This is a genomic window from Streptomyces sp. Ru72 (assembly GCF_002920635.1).
In the GTDB taxonomy this organism is placed as follows: Bacteria; Actinomycetota; Actinomycetes; order Streptomycetales; family Streptomycetaceae; genus Streptomyces.
In genome coordinates this window covers 26,492-42,085 of record NZ_PQSR01000012.1, presented here as the reverse complement: position 1 = coordinate 42,085, position 15,594 = coordinate 26,492, and the positions used below count along the sequence as shown (strand labels likewise).

Genomic DNA, 15,594 nt, shown 5'->3' with positions numbered 1-15,594 from the left:
TCAGTACCTCCGCCTGCGCCTGCGCCTGTTCACCACGCCCTCCGTGCCGCGGACCACCTTGTCCGGTTCGCCGAAGATGACGGCCTTGACGATGAGCGCCACGTTCAGCGCCCCGAGAAGCCCCAGCAACGCCACCAGCACCACCACCCACGGCGGGAAGCTCCAGCCGTCGTCCTGCTGGGCCGCCACCTCCCCGACGGAGAGCCGCACTTGCTGCACGGCCTGCGCCCCGTTGTGGTCCGTCACCCGCACCTGGAAGGTGAAGCTCCCGGCCTTGGCGGGCTTCCCGCCGAGCTCGCCGCCCGCGCTCAGCGTCATGCCGTCCGGCAACCCCTCCACGGCCTGCCAGGTATAGGGCGCCGTACCCGCCTGTGCCGTGAACCGGTGCGGCCGGTACGTCTGACCGCGCCTGCCGTCGGGTACGGACAGGGTCTCGGCCGTCACCCGCAGACTGGGCTTGGCGGCGCCCTTGTCCTGGGCCCGGCGCACGGACCAGGACAAGGTCCGCTCCGCCGAGTCCCCGCCGAGTCCTGGACACGGACGGTCGCCGTGGTCTTCGCCGATCCCTTTGCGCCGGCCAGCTCCGGGCTGCCGCTCACCACGCCGTCCCGGGACAGCGACAGCCCCGGGGGCAACGTGCCACCGGACTGCACCCACCGGTATGTGCCCTGCCCGCCCTCGGCCGCGAGGGTGAGCGCGTACGGCTCGCCGGCCAGCGCGTCCGGCGCCCTGGCCGTGGTGATCGCGACCTTGCGGACCGGCGGCTGCTTCGCCTCGCTGGCGGGTGCGTTGGCACTGACCAGGCTGAGGAGAACGGCCATGAACATCAGGATGGCGATGATGATGAGCAGCAGGTCGATGAACCGCAGCTCCACGGGAGCGTGGTCGCCCCCGCCGCCACTCCGACCGCCGAACCCGCCGCCGCCCCCGAAGGCGCGCATCACCGTGCCCCGTCACCGGTGCGGGGCGTCTGGCCGTTCTGCTCCGGGAACTGCTGAGGCCGGCGGACCGGTGCCAGCACCATCTCCTGGGACAGGCCCTCCCGGATGTCGGCCTGGATCCCCATCAACTGCCGCCCGATTCCGGATAGTTGCTGGATGAGTTCGGTGTGCCGCTCGGGCGCCCCCGATCCCTGTCCCTCGATCCGGGCCTTCCTCGCCTCCTCGCCCAGCCGGCGGAGCTCCCCCGTCAGCGACGTCAGCGACTGGGCCGCGCCGCTCATGGCGTGCTCCAGGGTGAGGGCCGCCTGAGCGGTGCTCTGCTGCGGGCGCAGCGCGCCCATCCGCTCCAGCACCAGTTCGTCCAGGTCCAGGGCGAGCCGCTCCTCCCGAGTGTGCACCATGGTGAGCAGCACGTGCCCGACGACACTGCTGCCGAGCGCGAACAGCGTGATGCTGAAGGCCCCGGCGAGCGGCTGGATGACATGCGGTACCAGCGTGTTGGCCAGCTGGTTGTAGGAGCCGGTCTCCTTGACCGCACTGCTCAGCCCGCCGATGGCGCGCGCCATCTCCGCGGCCGTGCCGATGAATCCAAGCGCGGGCAGCGCCCAGACGAGGGCACGCAACAGGGTGTACGGGGTCTCGGCGCGCGCCGCTCGGACGGAGGAGTACCCGGAGGTGAGGAAGGCGGCCTTGCCGTCTCCCGCCTGCGTGGAGGCAGGGAGTTGCGCGACCTTGACGAGGGCCCGGTACACCTCCGTATGCACAGCGGACTGCGAGGTCAGTGGTCCGACCGCGCGGGGTCCCTGTTGCCTCTCACGGGCGAGTACCGCGCCCTCTCGGCGGATGAGGACGAGTTGGACGCCGAGCAGCAGCAGGACCCATACGTCGACCGCGAGCACCGCCGTCGCCAGGACGCGGGACGCGCCACCGTGGTCGACGAGCCGGCCGAGCGGCGGTACGAGCCTGGTCGCCCCCGTGGCGACCAGGAGCATCGCCGCGCCCGCCCCCAGCACGCCGCACCATAAGAACTTCCATCGCAGTCGGGACATGAGGGATTCGATTCTCTCGTACGGCAGGTGGTTCGGGAGGTGGGCGCCACGGGCCTGAGGCGCCGTGAGGGCGCACGCCGACGCCGCGACACCGCCCTGTCACCCACCCGGGTTCAGTCGGGGGGCAACGTACGCCTGTCGTCGACGAACTCCAACTCCCAGTGGGCAACAGTAGATCGACCCGGCACAAGGGCCGGGATCAGCACAGTGTCACCACTGTGCAACCGCAACTTCCCCCGATCCGGAACCGCCTCCTCGTCGGTCCGGCCCGCGCGGCGCACATAGGTCCGGGGGCCGGTCGACGGACTTTCGACGAACCAGTGCGCGTGCTCGCCGGCCAGTCGGCAGTGCCAGCGGCCGACCACGTGCGGGGGTCTGGACGCCAGCACGATGTCCGGCAGTTCGGGTGTGCCCCCGTCTCGCCCGATCCAGTACTCGCGGCGTTCCCTGCCGCCGCCGCGCAGCGGCACCATCCTCGGGGGCGCCCCGTAGGGGTCGTGCACCCACAGCCGGACCGGATGGGGCTCCGACAGCTGGGGCCAGTGCTTGCGGAGCCCGTCCACCGGAACGGCGTATGCCGTCCGCAGTCCGGTGTCCCCCTCCACGGCGGCCACCAGCCCGATGACGGTCCGCGTCTCCTCGTGCCACAGGGGGGAGCCGCTGAAGCCGGGGGCCGTCGCGTGCCCCTGGAGCCGGGCGGACTCGAACTGCACGAGACCGGAACCCGTCCGGCCCATCAGGAGCCCGTCGGCCCACACCCCTTCCGGATGCCCGCCGGGGAATCCGTACGCCCTGCACTCGCCCCGGGGGTCGGGCTCGTCGGTCTCTGCGAAGGGCGCGGGCATCGCACCTGGCGGTACCCGTTCCGGCCGCAGTACGGCGACGTCGTCCTGGCCGCCCACGGTGACGGCGTCCGGTGCCGCCACGACCCGGGCGCGGACGGCCCCGCCGCCCCGCAGGAAGGGGAAGTCGACGTGCACCTCGGTGCCGACCGGGCCGACGACATGGGCGCAGGTGAGCACCATGTCGTTGGCGCACAGGGTGCCACCGCCCACGACGCGCCCCTGTCCCCTGTGCACCCGTACCTGCCACGGCGGCCGTGTCGCCAGGCTCACCGCCGACCCCCTCACCTCTGCCGCACCCGTCGTTACGTCAAACGCACGGAGGGTAGTGCACGGTTCCAGGCGCCGTGACATCCGTCCCTACCGCGGATGTGACCAGAAGTACGGAGCATCCGTGCTGCGACCGTTCCCCGGCGCCTGGAAGGCCCCGGCAGAATGGGGCACATGCCGATACCCGGGATCCCCAGCCGTGCCGAGCTCCTCGTCCACCTCGTCCGGACCCGCATCGCGGGCGAGGTCGCCACGCCCCGCGAGAACAACCTCTCCCACTACCGCAAGCTCGCGAACGGCGACCGCGACTACTGGCTCGGCCTGGAGCTCGGCGACCGCTGGAGGGACGAGCAGGACGTCCTCGCGGTCATGGCCGAGCGCTGCGGCGTGAACGACGACGCCGAGTACCGCTACGGCCAGGACACCATCGACCCGGAACTGACGGTGGACGCACTGGAGCGGCTCGCGGCCCGCCTGGGCAAGGCCGCCGACGGCGGGCAGCGCGTACTGTTCGCCACCGGCCACCCCGGCGGCCTCCTCGACGTGCACCGCGCCACCGCCGCCGCCCTGCGCGCGGCCGGCTGCGAGATCGTCGTGATCCCGGACGGGCTGCGGACGGACGAGGGGTACGTCCTGCAGTTCGCGGACGTGGCCGTCCTGGAGCACGGCGCCTCCCTGTGGCACACGCACTCGGGTGAGCCGATGCGGGCGATCCTGAAGGGCCTGGAGGCCGAGGGACGCCCACTGCCGGACCTGGTCGTCGCCGACCACGGCTGGGCGGGCTGCGCGGGACAGTTCGGCATCGACTCCGTCGGGTACGCCGACTGCAACGATCCGGCGCTCTTCATCGCCGAGGCCGAGGGCACCGTCCAGGTGACGGTCCCGCTCGACGACCACGTCACGAGCCCTCGCCACTACGACCCGCTGACGGCGTACCTGCTGCACGCGGCGGGCCTGACCGACGACGACTGAGCCGCTCAGCCGAGCCCCCGCAGCCGAGTCCCCTCAGCGGGGGACGCGGACCACGCCCTCCTGGATCACCGTGACCGCCAGCCGCCCGTCCTGGGTGTAGATGCGGGCCTGGCCCAGCCCGCGTCCCCCTGAGGCCGACGGCGACTCCTGGTCGTACAGCAGCCATTCGTCGGCCCGGAACGGCCGGTGGAACCACATGGCGTGGTCCAGCGAGGCCCCGACCACGTCCCCGACGGCCCAGCCGCCGCGCCCGTGCGCGAGCAGCACGGAGTCGAGAAGCGTCATGTCGGAGACGTAGGTGGCGAGGACGACATGCAGCAGTGGGTCGTCGTCGAGCTTGCCGTTGGTGCGGAACCACACCTGGGAGTGCGGCTCGCGCGGCTCCCCGAACCTGCCGTACGGCGGCTCGTCGACGTACCGCAGGTCGACGGCCTCGCGGGCCTCCAGGAACCGTTCCACGACCTCGGGGGCGAGGTGGCCGTAGCCGCGCAGCCTCTCGTGGGAGGTGGGCAGCGTGGCCGGGTCGGGCGCGGGCGGCATCGGCGCCTGGTGCTCCAGGCCCTCCTCGTACGTCTGGAACGAGGCGGAGAGGTGGAAGATCGGCTGCCCGTGCTGGACCGCGACCACCCTGCGGGTGGTGAACGAGCGGCCGTCGCGGATGCGGTCCACGTTGTAGACGATGGGCGCACCGGGGTCGCCGGGGCGCAGGAAGTACGCGTGCAGAGAGTGCGCGTGCCGTTCCTCGGGGACGGTGCGCCCGGCGGCGACCAGTGCCTGGGCCGCCACCTGCCCGCCGAAGACGCGCGGAACCACGGCGGACCGGGACTGGCCGCGGAAGATGTCCCGCTCGATCCGCTCCAGGTCGAGCAGATCGAGCAGGGACTGAAGTGCCTGACTCATGGCGTCAGTTGTATCCGGCACCTTCTTCGCGGACCTTACAGACCCATGTCCTTGGCGATGATCGTCTTCATGATCTCGCTGGTGCCGCCGTAGATGCGGTTGACGCGGTTGTCGGCGTACAGACGGGCGATCGGGTACTCGTTCATGTAGCCGTAGCCGCCGTGCAGCTGGAGGCAGCGGTCGATGACGCGGTGGGCGACCTCGGTGCAGAACAGCTTGGCTGAGGCGGCCTCGGCGGGGGTCAGCTCTCCGGCGTCCAGGGCCTCCAGCGCGCGGTCGGCGACGGCCTCCGCCGCGTCCACCTCGGCCTGGCAGGCGGCCAGCTCGAACTTCGTGTTCTGGAAGTGGGCGACCGGCTTGCCGAAGACGGTGCGCTCCTGCACGTACTGCTTGGCGAACCGGACGGCGGCCTTGGCCTGCGCGTAGGCGCCGAAGGCGATGCCCCAGCGCTCGGACGCCAGGTTGTGCCCGAGATAGTAGAAGCCCTTGTTCTCCTCGCCGAGCAGGTCCTCGACCGGCACCTTGACGTCGACGAAGGCCAGCTCGGCGGTGTCGGAGGTCTTCAGGCCCAGCTTGTCCAGCTTGCGGCCGATGGAGTAGCCCTCGGACTTGGTGTCCACGGCGAACAGGGATATGCCGAAGCGGCGGTCGTCCTCGCGCGGGGCGGCGGTGCGGGCGCAGACGATGACGCGGTCGGCGTGGACGCCGCCGGTGATGAACGTCTTGGCGCCGTTGAGGACGTAGTGCGTGCCGTCCTCGGAGAGCTTGGCGGTGGTCTTCATGCCCGCGAGGTCGGAGCCGGTGCCCGGCTCGGTCATCGCGATGGCCCACATCTCCTCGCCGGTGACGAACTTCGGCAGGTAGCGCTTCTTCTGCTCGTCGGTGGCGAGCATCTTGATGTACGGCAGGGCGAGCAGGACGTGCACGCCGGAGCCGCCGAACTGCACGCCCGCGCGCGCGGTCTCCTCGTAGAGGACGGCCTCGAACTTGTGGGTGTCCAGGCCCGCGCCGCCGAACTCCTCGGGCACGCTGATGCCGAAGATGCCCAGCTCGCCGAGCTTGTAGTAGAAGTCGCGCGGCGCCTGACCGGCCGCGAACCACTCGTCGTACACCGGTACGACCTCGGCCTCGATGAAGGCGCGCAGGGTCTCCCGGAACGCCTCGTGGTCCTCGTTGAACACAGTACGGCGCACCGCCGCCACCTCCAGCTGGATACTTCCGGCCATGTCTAAGCGCTTGCTCAGACATCACCGTACCGGCGAGTACGGACGGCAGTCCAGAGGCCCCCGGCCGTAACGCTCGTCACGCTTGCGGAGCAGACCCCCGGCTCATTCCGCCCCCGCCGCCGCGAACGCCCCCCGCGCCATCCGGTGCAGCAGCCCCGCCGTCGTCCCCCGCCCCGGCAGCGAGCCCGGCCGCCCAAGGTGCGGGGTCGAGTTGAGCAGGCCGAAGACCGAGTGCACCGCCGAGCGGGCGGCCGGCTCCGCCAGCCCCGGGTACACCTCCCGCAGCACCTCCACCCACAGCTCCACGTACTGCCGCTGCAGCTGGCGCACCAGCTTGCGGTCGCTGTCCCGGAGGCGGTCCAGCTCGCGGTCGTGCAGGGTGATCAGGGGACGGTCGTCCAGCGCGAAGTCGATGTGCCCCTCGATCAGCGAGTCGAGGACCGCCTCCGGGTTCCGCCCGCCGGGACCTCCGTCGGCCTCGGCGACCCGCCGCCTGGCCCCGGTCAGCAGCTGCCCGCTGATCCCCACGAGCAGCTCGGCGAGCATCGCGTCCTTGCCCGCGAAGTGCCGGTACAGACCGGGTCCGCTGATGCCGACCGCGGCCCCTATCTCGTCGACACCGACGCCGTGGAAGCCGCGTTCGGCGAACAGCCGCGCGGCCTCCTTGAGGATCTGCTCGCGACGGGTGGGGGCGTCGGTTCTCGTGGCCATGAAAACAATTCTAGACAGGGAGGTTAGCGGTCGTTAACCTGAAGGAAATGCGTTAACGCTCATTAACAAGGTGAGGGGACCGCAGGATGCACGAGGCACCGGAGCTGACGAGCGCGGCAGACCCCGCGTCGGAGGCCTGGCGGGCCAACGAGGCGGCGCACCGCGCGCTGGTGGAGGAGTTGCACGCCAAGCTGGCCGCGGCCCGGCTGGGCGGCGGCGAGAAGGCCCGCGCACGCCACACGGCGCGCGGCAAACTGCTGCCGCGCGACCGCGTGGACACCCTGCTGGACCCCGGCTCGCCCTTCCTGGAGCTGGCCCCGCTGGCCGCCGAGGGGATGTACGACGGCCAGGCGCCGGCCGCCGGGGTGATCGCCGGGATCGGGCGGGTCAGCGGCCGCGAGTGCGTGATCGTCGCCAACGACGCCACCGTCAAGGGCGGCACGTACTACCCGATGACGGTGAAGAAGCACCTGCGGGCGCAGGAGGTGGCCCTCGACAACCGCCTGCCGTGCGTCTACCTCGTCGACTCGGGGGGTGCCTTCCTGCCCATGCAGGACGAGGTCTTCCCCGACCGTGAGCACTTCGGGCGGATCTTCTACAACCAGGCGCGGATGTCCGGCGCCGGCATCCCGCAGATCGCGGCCGTCCTCGGCTCCTGCACGGCGGGCGGGGCGTACGTCCCGGCGATGAGCGACGAGGCCGTGATCGTGCGCAACCAGGGCACCATCTTCCTGGGCGGTCCGCCCCTGGTGAAGGCGGCCACCGGTGAGGTCGTCACCGCGGAGGAGCTCGGCGGCGGCGAGGTCCACGCGCGTGTGTCCGGCGTGACGGACCACCTGGCGGAGGACGACGCGCACGCGCTGCGGATCGTGCGGAACATCGTCGCCACGCTTCCCGCGCGCGGTGCGCTGCCCTGGGAGGTCGTCCCGTCGGTCGAGCCGAAGGTGGACCCGTACGGGCTGTACGGGGCGGTGCCGGTCGACTCCCGCACCCCCTATGACGTCCGCGAGGTCATCGCGCGTGTGGTGGACGGCTCCCGTTTCGCCGAGTTCAAGGCGGAGTTCGGGCAGACCCTGGTCACCGGCTTCGCACGGATCCACGGCCACCCGGTGGGGATCGTCGCCAACAACGGCATCCTGTTCTCCGAGTCCGCCCAGAAGGGCGCCCACTTCATCGAGCTGTGCGACCAGCGCGGCATCCCGCTGGTGTTCCTGCAGAACATCTCCGGCTTCATGGTGGGCCGCGACTATGAGGCGGGCGGCATCGCCAAGCACGGCGCCAAGATGGTGACGGCGGTCGCCTGCACGCGCGTACCGAAGCTCACGGTGGTGATCGGCGGCTCGTTCGGCGCGGGCAACTACTCGATGTGCGGCCGGGCTTATTCACCGCGCTTCCTGTGGATGTGGCCGAACGCCAAGATCTCGGTGATGGGCGGCGAGCAGGCCGCCTCGGTCCTCGCGACCGTCAAGCGCGATCAGCTGGAGGCACGCGGCGAGCCCTGGGCGGCGGAGGAAGAGGAGGCGTTCAAGGCGCCGATCCGCGACCAGTACGAGCGCCAGGGCAACGCCTACTACGCCACGGCCCGCCTGTGGGACGACGGCGTGATCGACCCGCTGGAGACCCGTCAGGTCCTGGGCCTGGCCCTGACCGCGTGCGCCAACGCGCCCCTGGGTGAACCCCAGTTCGGCGTCTTCCGGATGTGAGGGGGGCTTGACGATGTTCGAGACAGTGCTTGTGGCCAACCGGGGCGAGATCGCCGTCCGCGTCATCCGCACGCTGCGGTCGATGGGCGTGCGCTCGGTGGCCGTCTTCTCCGACGCCGACGCCGACGCCCGGCACGTCCGCGAGGCCGACACGGCGGTACGGATCGGGCCGGCGCCGGCGGCCGAGAGCTATCTGTCCGTGGAGCGCCTGCTGGAGGCCGCCGCCCGGACCGGAGCCCAGGCGGTGCACCCCGGGTACGGCTTCCTCGCGGAGAACGCGACGTTCGCGCGTGCGTGCGCCGAAGCGGGGCTGGTGTTCATCGGGCCGCCTGCGGACGCGATCGCGCTCATGGGCGACAAGATCCGGGCCAAGGAGACGGTACGGGCGGCCGGAGTGCCGGTCGTACCGGGGTCGAACGGCAGCGGGCTGACGGACGCGGAGCTGGCCGATGCCGCCCGCGAGATCGGCATGCCGGTGTTGCTCAAGCCCAGCGCGGGCGGCGGCGGCAAGGGCATGCGGCTGGTGCGGGACGCCTCGGCGCTGGCCGACGAGATCGCCGCCGCCCGTCGCGAGGCCCGCGCCGCCTTCGGCGACGACACGCTTCTCGTCGAACGGTGGATCGACCGTCCCCGCCACATCGAGATCCAGGTCCTGGCGGACGCCCACGGGAACGTGGTGCACCTGGGCGAGCGCGAGTGCTCCCTCCAGCGCCGCCACCAGAAGATCATCGAAGAGGCGCCGAGCGTGCTCCTCGACGAGGCCACGCGTGCGGCGATGGGCGAGGCGGCGGTCCGGGCGGCCCGCTCCTGCGGCTACGAGGGCGCGGGCACGGTGGAGTTCATCGTGCCGGGCGGCGACCCGTCATCGTACTTCTTCATGGAGATGAACACCCGCCTCCAGGTGGAGCACCCGGTCACCGAGCTGGCTGTATCCATTGGTGCGGCTGACGCCGCGGGCGGCCTGGACCTGGTCGAGTGCCAGCTACGGGTGGCGGCGGGCGAGCGGCTGTCCTTCAAGCAGGACGACATCACCCTCACGGGGCACGCGATCGAGGCCCGTATCTGCGCCGAGGACCCCGCACGGGGCTTCCTCCCCTCGGGCGGCACGGTGCTGAGGCTGCACGAGCCGCAGGGCGACGGCATCCGCACCGACTCGGGCCTGTCCGAGGGCACGGAGGTCGGCAGCCTCTACGACCCGATGCTGTCGAAGGTCATCGCCTACGGCCCGGACCGTGCGACCGCGCTGCGCAGGCTCCGCGCGGCCCTCGCGCAGACGGTCACCCTGGGCGTGCAGACGAACGCCGGTTTCCTCCGGCGACTGCTGGCCCATCCGGCGGTCGTGGCGGGCGAGCTGGACACGGGACTGGTGGAGCGCGAGGTCGACTCACTGATCCCGACGCAGGTGCCGGACGAGGTCTACGAGGCCGCCGCCTCCGTGCGCCTGGACGCGCTGACGCCGCGCGGGGAGGGCTGGATCGACCCGTTCTCCGTGCCGAGCGGCTGGCGGCTCGGGGGCGAGCCCAGGCCGGTCGCCTTCCCGCTGCGGGTGCACGAGCCGGTGCAGTACACGCCCCGCGGCACCCACACGGTCACCGAGGACCACGTGTCCGTCGTCCTGGACGGCGTACGCCACACCTTCCACCGCGCCCGCGACTGGCTGGGCCGCGACGGCGACGCCTGGCACGTGCGCGACCACGACCCGGTCGCCGCATCCCTCACCGGCGCCGCCCGCTCCGGCACCGACTCGCTGACCGCGCCCATGCCCGGCACGGTGACGGTGGTCAAGGTGGCCGTCGGCGACGAGGTGACGGCCGGGCAGAGCCTGCTGGTGGTGGAGGCGATGAAGATGGAGCACGTCATCTCCGCCCCGCACGCCGGGACCGTCACCGAACTGGACGTCTCCCCCGGCACCACGGTCGCCATGGACCAGGTGCTGGCCGTGATCGCGGCGCACGAGGAAGGCCCCGAGGACGGCACGGAGGCGGAGCGATGACCGTTCGTGAACTGCCCATGACCGTACCGGCGCAGGGCCTCCCCGCCCGGGTGAGGATCCACGAGGTCGGCCCGCGCGACGGCCTGCAGAACGAGAAGCGCACGGTACCGACGGAGGTGAAGGCGGACTTCATCCGCCGTCTCGCGGACGCGGGCCTGACGACGATCGAGGCGACGAGCTTCGTCCACCCCAAGTGGGTGCCCCAGCTCGCCGACGCGGAGGACCTGTTCCCGCTGGTCGGTGAACTGCCCGTCGAGCTCCCGGTCCTCGTGCCGAACGAACGCGGCCTGGACCGCGCACTCGCGCTGGGCGCCCGCAGGATCGCCGTCTTCGCCAGCGCCACCGAGTCCTTCGCGAAGGCCAACCTCAACCGCACGGTGGACGAGGCGCTGGCGATGTTCGAACCGGTGGTCGCGCGCGCAAAGGCGCAGAAGGTGCACGTCCGCGGCTATCTGTCGATGTGCTTCGGGGACCCCTGGGAGGGCGCGGTCCCCGTCCACCAGGTGGTCCGCGTCTGCAAGTCCCTCTTGGACATGGGCTGCGACGAGCTCAGCCTGGGCGACACGATCGGGGTGGCGACCCCGGGCCATGTGCAGGCCCTCCTGTCACAGCTGAACGAGGAGGGCGTGCCGACCAGCGCGATCGGCGTGCACTTCCACGACACCTACGGCCAGGCGCTCGCCAACACCCTGGCGGCGCTCCAGCACGGCGTGACGACCGTCGACGCCTCCGCGGGCGGCCTCGGCGGCTGTCCCTACGCCAAGTCCGCGACCGGCAACCTCGCCACCGAAGACCTCGTCTGGATGCTCCAGGGCCTCGGCGTCGACACCGGGGTCGACCTCGGCCGGCTCACCGCCACAAGCGTGTGGATGGCCGCGCATCTGGACCGGCCGAGCCCCTCCCGCACCGTCCGAGCCCTCTCCCACAAGGAATGACCATGGACCACCACCTCTCCCCCGAGCTGGAGGAACTCCGGCGCACGGTCGAGGAGTTCGCGCACGACGTCGTCGCGCCCAAGATCGGCGACTTCTACGAGCGGCACGAGTTCCCCTACGAGATCGTCCGCGAGATGGGCCGGATGGGCCTGTTCGGGCTGCCGTTCCCCGAGGAGTACGGCGGCATGGGCGGCGACTACCTGGCGCTGGGCATCGCGCTGGAGGAGCTGGCCCGCGTGGACTCCTCGGTCGCCATCACCCTCGAAGCGGGGGTCTCCCTCGGCGCGATGCCGATCTACCGCTTCGGCACGGAGGCCCAGAAGCAGGAGTGGCTCCCGCGCCTGTGTTCGGGCGAGATCCTGGGCGCGTTCGGCCTGACGGAGCCGGACGCCGGCTCGGACGCGGGCGGGACCCGCACGACGGCCCGCCTGGACACGTCGACGAACGAATGGGTGATCAACGGCACCAAGTGCTTCATCACCAACTCCGGTACGGAGATCACGGGCCTGGTCACCGTCACCGCGGTCACCGACCGCACGGAGGACGGCCGCCCGAAGATCTCCTCGATCATCATCCCGTCCGGCACACCCGGGTTCACGGTCGCGGCCCCCTACTCGAAGGTCGGTTGGAACGCCTCCGACACCCGGGAGCTGTCCTTCGCGGACGTCCGCGTCCCCGCCGAGAACCTCCTGGGCGAGGAAGGCCGGGGCTACGCCCAGTTCCTCCGCATCCTCGACGAGGGCCGCATCGCGATCGCGGCCCTGGCGACGGGCCTGGCGCAGGGCTGCGTGGACGAGTCGGTGAAGTACGCGAAGGAACGTCATGCCTTCGGCCGTCCGATCGGCGCCAACCAGGCCGTCCAGTTCAAGATCGCCGACATGGAGATGAAGGCCCACACGGCCCGTCTGGCCTGGCGCGACGCCGCGTCCCGTCTGGTCTCCGGCGAGCCTTTCAAGAAGGAGGCGGCCCTGGCGAAGCTCCACTCCTCCACGGTCGCGGTGGACAACGCCCGCGACGCCACCCAGATCCACGGCGGCTACGGCTTCATGAACGAGTACCCGGTGGCCCGTATGTGGCGCGACTCCAAGATCCTGGAGATCGGGGAGGGCACGAGCGAGGTACAGCGGATGCTGATCGCCCGGGAGCTGGGCCTGGCGGGCTGAGCGGTCTGGAGCGGAGGTCTCAGTCAGCTACGCGCATGGACTACGCGAAGATGCGCGCCATCGCCGAGGAGCTGACGGCGTACGCGGAGCACCTGGAAGGGGCCGGGAACGTCGAGATCGGCCCGTCCGGCCCCTTCCTCGCGATGATGAGCCCCTCGAGGCGGCACGGGGGGACGGTCCGACGCATCCGCAGCAGCTGAACGCCCAGCTGCCTGCCACCCGTCCCGGGTACATCTGCGAGAACGGCCCCGAGGTCGAGCACGCGGCGATCGGCCGCATGCGGCGCCCTGACGCCGTCGTCATCCCGGAACTCGCGCTCGACGAGGAAGATTTCGCCGTGGACGCCACACAGGTGCCGGCCGTCGTCGAGATCGTTGCACCTTCCGACCCGGGCAACGACTACGGCGAAAAGCTCAAGCTCATCGAGTATCCCGCGACGGGCATCGGCCACTACATGATCGTCGACCCTCGCACCGGCACCATCGAGGTGCACTCCGATCCCTGCACGAACCGCTGTACCCGCAAGGAGCCCTACATCTTCGAAGACTCGATGCCGTTCGGGCCCTGGACGATGGACACGTCCGCCTTCCGCCGCTACGGCAAGGCCGGGAACGGCACGAGCACGGCCGACGACGGGGCGCCGGCCACCTGACGACCTCTCGGACGAACCCGCACCCCGACGGACACCGCGACCACCGGACCGTCGGGGTTCTTTTGTGCCGTGCGGGCACGGCCCCTCTCGCTGACCGCCGCCCGGACCCGACCGGCCCTCTGGACAGGACATGAGGTTAGGCTAACCTAACCTCGATCCGGTCAGTCGTCCCGTACGCACGAAAGCAGACCTCACCCATGCCCAAAGCTCCCTCCACCCGTCTCACCCGCCGCGGCGTCCTCACCGCCGGCGGCGCCCTCGGCCTCGGTGCCGTGCTCGCGGCCTGCGGGGACGAGAAAGCGAAAAGCGGCGGTTCGGGCAGCGGGGCCGCGGGCGGCAAGTCCGGTCCCTGGTCGTTCAAGGACGACCGCGGGCAGACCGCCAAGGCCGACAAGGTGCCGTCGAGCATCGTCGCGTTCGTCGGCGTCGCCGCCGCGCTGCACGACTACGGCGTCGACGTGAAGGGCGTCTTCGGCCCGACGAGGACCAAGGACGGCAAGGCCGACGTCCAGGCCGGCGACCTCGACGTCGACAAGGTCACGGTCCTCGGCAACGAATGGGGCCAGTTCAACATCGAGAAGTACGCGGCCCTCGCCCCCGACCTCCTCGTCACCACCATGTTCGACGCGGCCGGGACGCTCTGGTACGTGCCCGAGGAGTCCAAGAAGAAGATCCTCGCCGTGGGTGCTCCGAGCGTCGGGATCTCCGTCTACGACCGCCAGATGCCCGAGCCCCTGCAGCGGATGCTGGAGCTCGCCGAGTCGCTCGGTGCGGACACCGCCTCCGCGAGGACCGCGCAGGCGAAGAAGCGGTTCGAGGACGCCGCCGCCCGGCTGCGCGCCGCCGCCAAGGCCAAGCCGGACATCAAGGTGCTGGCGGGCTCCGCGAGCCAGGACGTCTTCTACGTCTCCGGAACCGACCTCTCGATCGACCTCGAGTACTTCAAGGCCCTCGGCGTGAACTTCGTCGAGCCGCCCGCCTCCGCGCTGAAGGCGAGCGGAGGCTGGTTCGAGAACCTCAGCTGGGAGAACGTCGACAAGTACAAGGCCGACGTCATCATGATGGACAACCGCACCTCGGCCATCCAGCCCGCCGACATCACCGAGGCGACCTGGAAGAAGCTCCCCGCGGTCAAGGCGGGCCAGGTCATCGCCCGCAACCCCGAGCCAATCCTGTCGTACGACAAGTGCGCCCCGCTGCTCGAGGACCTCGCCAAGGCGATCGAGACGGCCAAGAAGGTCAGCTGAACCTCCCTTCCCGCCCCTTCCCGCTCCCCTCCCGCTCCCCCTTCCCTGACGACGGCTCAGGAGTACTCATGACGACGGCCGTAGCCGCCCCGTTCCGTTTCTTCTCCCTTCAGGTCGTACGGACGAGGCGGCTCGGCCCGTCTCTCGTCCGGGTCACCTTCGCCGGAGACGACCTGAACGCCTTCCGCTCCGACGGACGCGACCAGAGCCTGTCCCTGTTCCTGCCGCACCCCGGGCAGCCGGAGCCCGTCATCCCCCTTCACCTCGGCGACGACTGGTGGCACAACTGGCGCGAACTCCCCGACGACGTACGGGCGGTGATGCGCTCGTACACGCTGCGCGCCCTGCGCCGCGACCCCGACGAGATCGACATCGACTTCGTGCTGCACGGCATCGAGCCGGCCGCCACGGCACCCGCCGGCCCCGCCTCCCGCTGGGCCTCCCGGGCCACCCCCGGCGACCGGGTCGTCCTCCTCGGTCCGGCCGTCGAGGACAACCGCGCGATCCGTTTCCGTCCGCCTGAGGACACCGACCTGGTGGTGATCTGGGCCGACGAGACCGCCGTACCCGCCGCCTCCGCGATCCTCGAGTCGCTCCCCCCGGGCGCGCGCGCCCAGGTCTGGCTGGAGGTCGGGCAGGCCGGCGACATCCAGGACCTGGTGACTCGGGCCGACGCCGAGATCACCTGGCTCGTACGCGACGGCGAGAGGTCCCCCATGACTCTCGCCGCGCTGCGGGACGCCGAACTCCCGCCCGCGAAGGCCCCGTACGTGTGGATCGCGGGCGAGGCCGGCCGGGTGAAGGAGCTGCGCCGGCACTTCGTCGGCGAGCGCGGCGTCGACCGACGGCGTGTCACCTTCGTCGGCTACTGGCGGCACGGGCTGAGCGAGGAGCAGGTACGCGAGCAGCAGTGACGGCGGTCACGACGGGGCGGAGTTTCCCTAGATCAAACTTAGGTTAGGCTAACTTAAGTGTCGAGAGAGACGACTT

16 protein-coding genes are annotated in these 15,594 nt (G+C 71.1%); 9 read left to right on the top strand and 7 right to left on the bottom strand.

The window, feature by feature from the left end:
- The 4 genes from C3488_RS08405 to C3488_RS08390 all read right to left on the bottom strand — a co-directional run bounded on the left by C3488_RS08405 (window position 1) and on the right by C3488_RS08390 (window position 3,105).
- On the bottom strand, window positions 1-444 hold the full coding sequence (locus C3488_RS08405; protein ID WP_146067847.1) for an Ig domain-containing protein: 444 nt from the start codon (window positions 442-444) through the stop codon (window positions 1-3).
- The gene (locus C3488_RS08400; protein WP_146067846.1) at window positions 441-941 is read right to left on the bottom strand and encodes an Ig domain-containing protein; all 501 of its coding nucleotides are present in this window, start codon (window positions 939-941) and stop codon (window positions 441-443) included. Before C3488_RS08400 ends, C3488_RS08405 begins: the two co-directional genes overlap by 4 nt.
- Window positions 941-1,954 (bottom strand): hypothetical protein, encoded by a 1,014-nt coding sequence (locus C3488_RS08395; protein ID WP_103838690.1) that lies wholly within the window; start codon window positions 1,952-1,954, stop codon window positions 941-943. The genes C3488_RS08400 and C3488_RS08395 overlap by 1 nt, the downstream gene beginning before the upstream one ends.
- 149 nt (window positions 1,955-2,103) lie before the next feature.
- Window positions 2,104-3,105, bottom strand: a complete 1,002-nt coding sequence (locus tag C3488_RS08390) for a serine protease (protein ID WP_181138929.1) — start codon at window positions 3,103-3,105, stop codon at window positions 2,104-2,106.
- Window positions 3,106-3,276: 171 nt separating this feature from the next.
- On the opposite strand from C3488_RS08390, the gene C3488_RS08385 reads away from it, so the two are divergent.
- Window positions 3,277-4,074, top strand: a complete 798-nt coding sequence (locus C3488_RS08385) for a phosphatase (protein WP_103838759.1) — start codon at window positions 3,277-3,279, stop codon at window positions 4,072-4,074.
- Between the two features lie 33 nt (window positions 4,075-4,107).
- Here the strand turns inward: C3488_RS08385 and tesB are convergent, their stop codons facing one another.
- From tesB to C3488_RS08370, 3 genes are all read right to left on the bottom strand, one after another.
- Window positions 4,108-4,974, bottom strand: a complete 867-nt coding sequence (tesB, locus tag C3488_RS08380) for an acyl-CoA thioesterase II (RefSeq protein WP_103838688.1) — start codon at window positions 4,972-4,974, stop codon at window positions 4,108-4,110.
- 35 nt (window positions 4,975-5,009) lie between these two features.
- On the bottom strand, window positions 5,010-6,167 hold the full coding sequence (locus tag C3488_RS08375; RefSeq protein ID WP_103838758.1) for an acyl-CoA dehydrogenase family protein: 1,158 nt from the start codon (window positions 6,165-6,167) through the stop codon (window positions 5,010-5,012).
- Between the two features lie 135 nt (window positions 6,168-6,302).
- Window positions 6,303-6,911 carry a TetR/AcrR family transcriptional regulator gene (locus C3488_RS08370; protein WP_103838687.1) on the bottom strand — a complete coding sequence of 203 codons (609 nt, stop codon included), beginning with the start codon at window positions 6,909-6,911 and terminating at the stop codon, window positions 6,303-6,305.
- Between the two features lie 86 nt (window positions 6,912-6,997).
- On the opposite strand from C3488_RS08370, the gene C3488_RS08365 reads away from it, so the two are divergent.
- The 8 genes from C3488_RS08365 to C3488_RS08335 all read left to right on the top strand — a co-directional run bounded on the left by C3488_RS08365 (window position 6,998) and on the right by C3488_RS08335 (window position 15,518).
- Window positions 6,998-8,614, top strand: a complete 1,617-nt coding sequence (locus C3488_RS08365; RefSeq protein ID WP_103838686.1) for a carboxyl transferase domain-containing protein — start codon at window positions 6,998-7,000, stop codon at window positions 8,612-8,614.
- Between the two features lie 13 nt (window positions 8,615-8,627).
- A complete protein-coding gene (locus C3488_RS08360; RefSeq protein ID WP_103838685.1) occupies window positions 8,628-10,607 on the top strand; it encodes a biotin carboxylase N-terminal domain-containing protein in 1,980 nt (659 codons plus the stop codon).
- Window positions 10,604-11,542, top strand: coding sequence for a hydroxymethylglutaryl-CoA lyase (locus C3488_RS08355; RefSeq protein ID WP_103838684.1), 939 nt, complete (start codon window positions 10,604-10,606; stop codon window positions 11,540-11,542). Before C3488_RS08360 ends, C3488_RS08355 begins: the two co-directional genes overlap by 4 nt.
- 2 nt (window positions 11,543-11,544) lie before the next feature.
- Entirely contained in the window at window positions 11,545-12,705 is a 1,161-nt protein-coding gene (locus C3488_RS08350) for an acyl-CoA dehydrogenase family protein (RefSeq protein WP_103838683.1), read from the top strand.
- 35 nt (window positions 12,706-12,740) lie between these two features.
- Window positions 12,741-12,905 carry a hypothetical protein gene (locus tag C3488_RS42360; RefSeq protein WP_308460660.1) on the top strand — a complete coding sequence of 55 codons (165 nt, stop codon included), beginning with the start codon at window positions 12,741-12,743 and terminating at the stop codon, window positions 12,903-12,905.
- A 77-nt stretch (window positions 12,906-12,982) separates the two neighbouring features.
- Window positions 12,983-13,357, top strand: coding sequence for a Uma2 family endonuclease (locus C3488_RS42355; protein WP_308460659.1), 375 nt, complete (start codon window positions 12,983-12,985; stop codon window positions 13,355-13,357).
- Window positions 13,358-13,554: 197 nt separating this feature from the next.
- Entirely contained in the window at window positions 13,555-14,604 is a 1,050-nt protein-coding gene (locus C3488_RS08340) for an ABC transporter substrate-binding protein (RefSeq protein WP_103838682.1), read from the top strand.
- Between the two features lie 68 nt (window positions 14,605-14,672).
- Window positions 14,673-15,518, top strand: coding sequence for a siderophore-interacting protein (locus C3488_RS08335; RefSeq protein WP_103838681.1), 846 nt, complete (start codon window positions 14,673-14,675; stop codon window positions 15,516-15,518).
- Window positions 15,519-15,594: the final 76 nt, after the last annotated feature.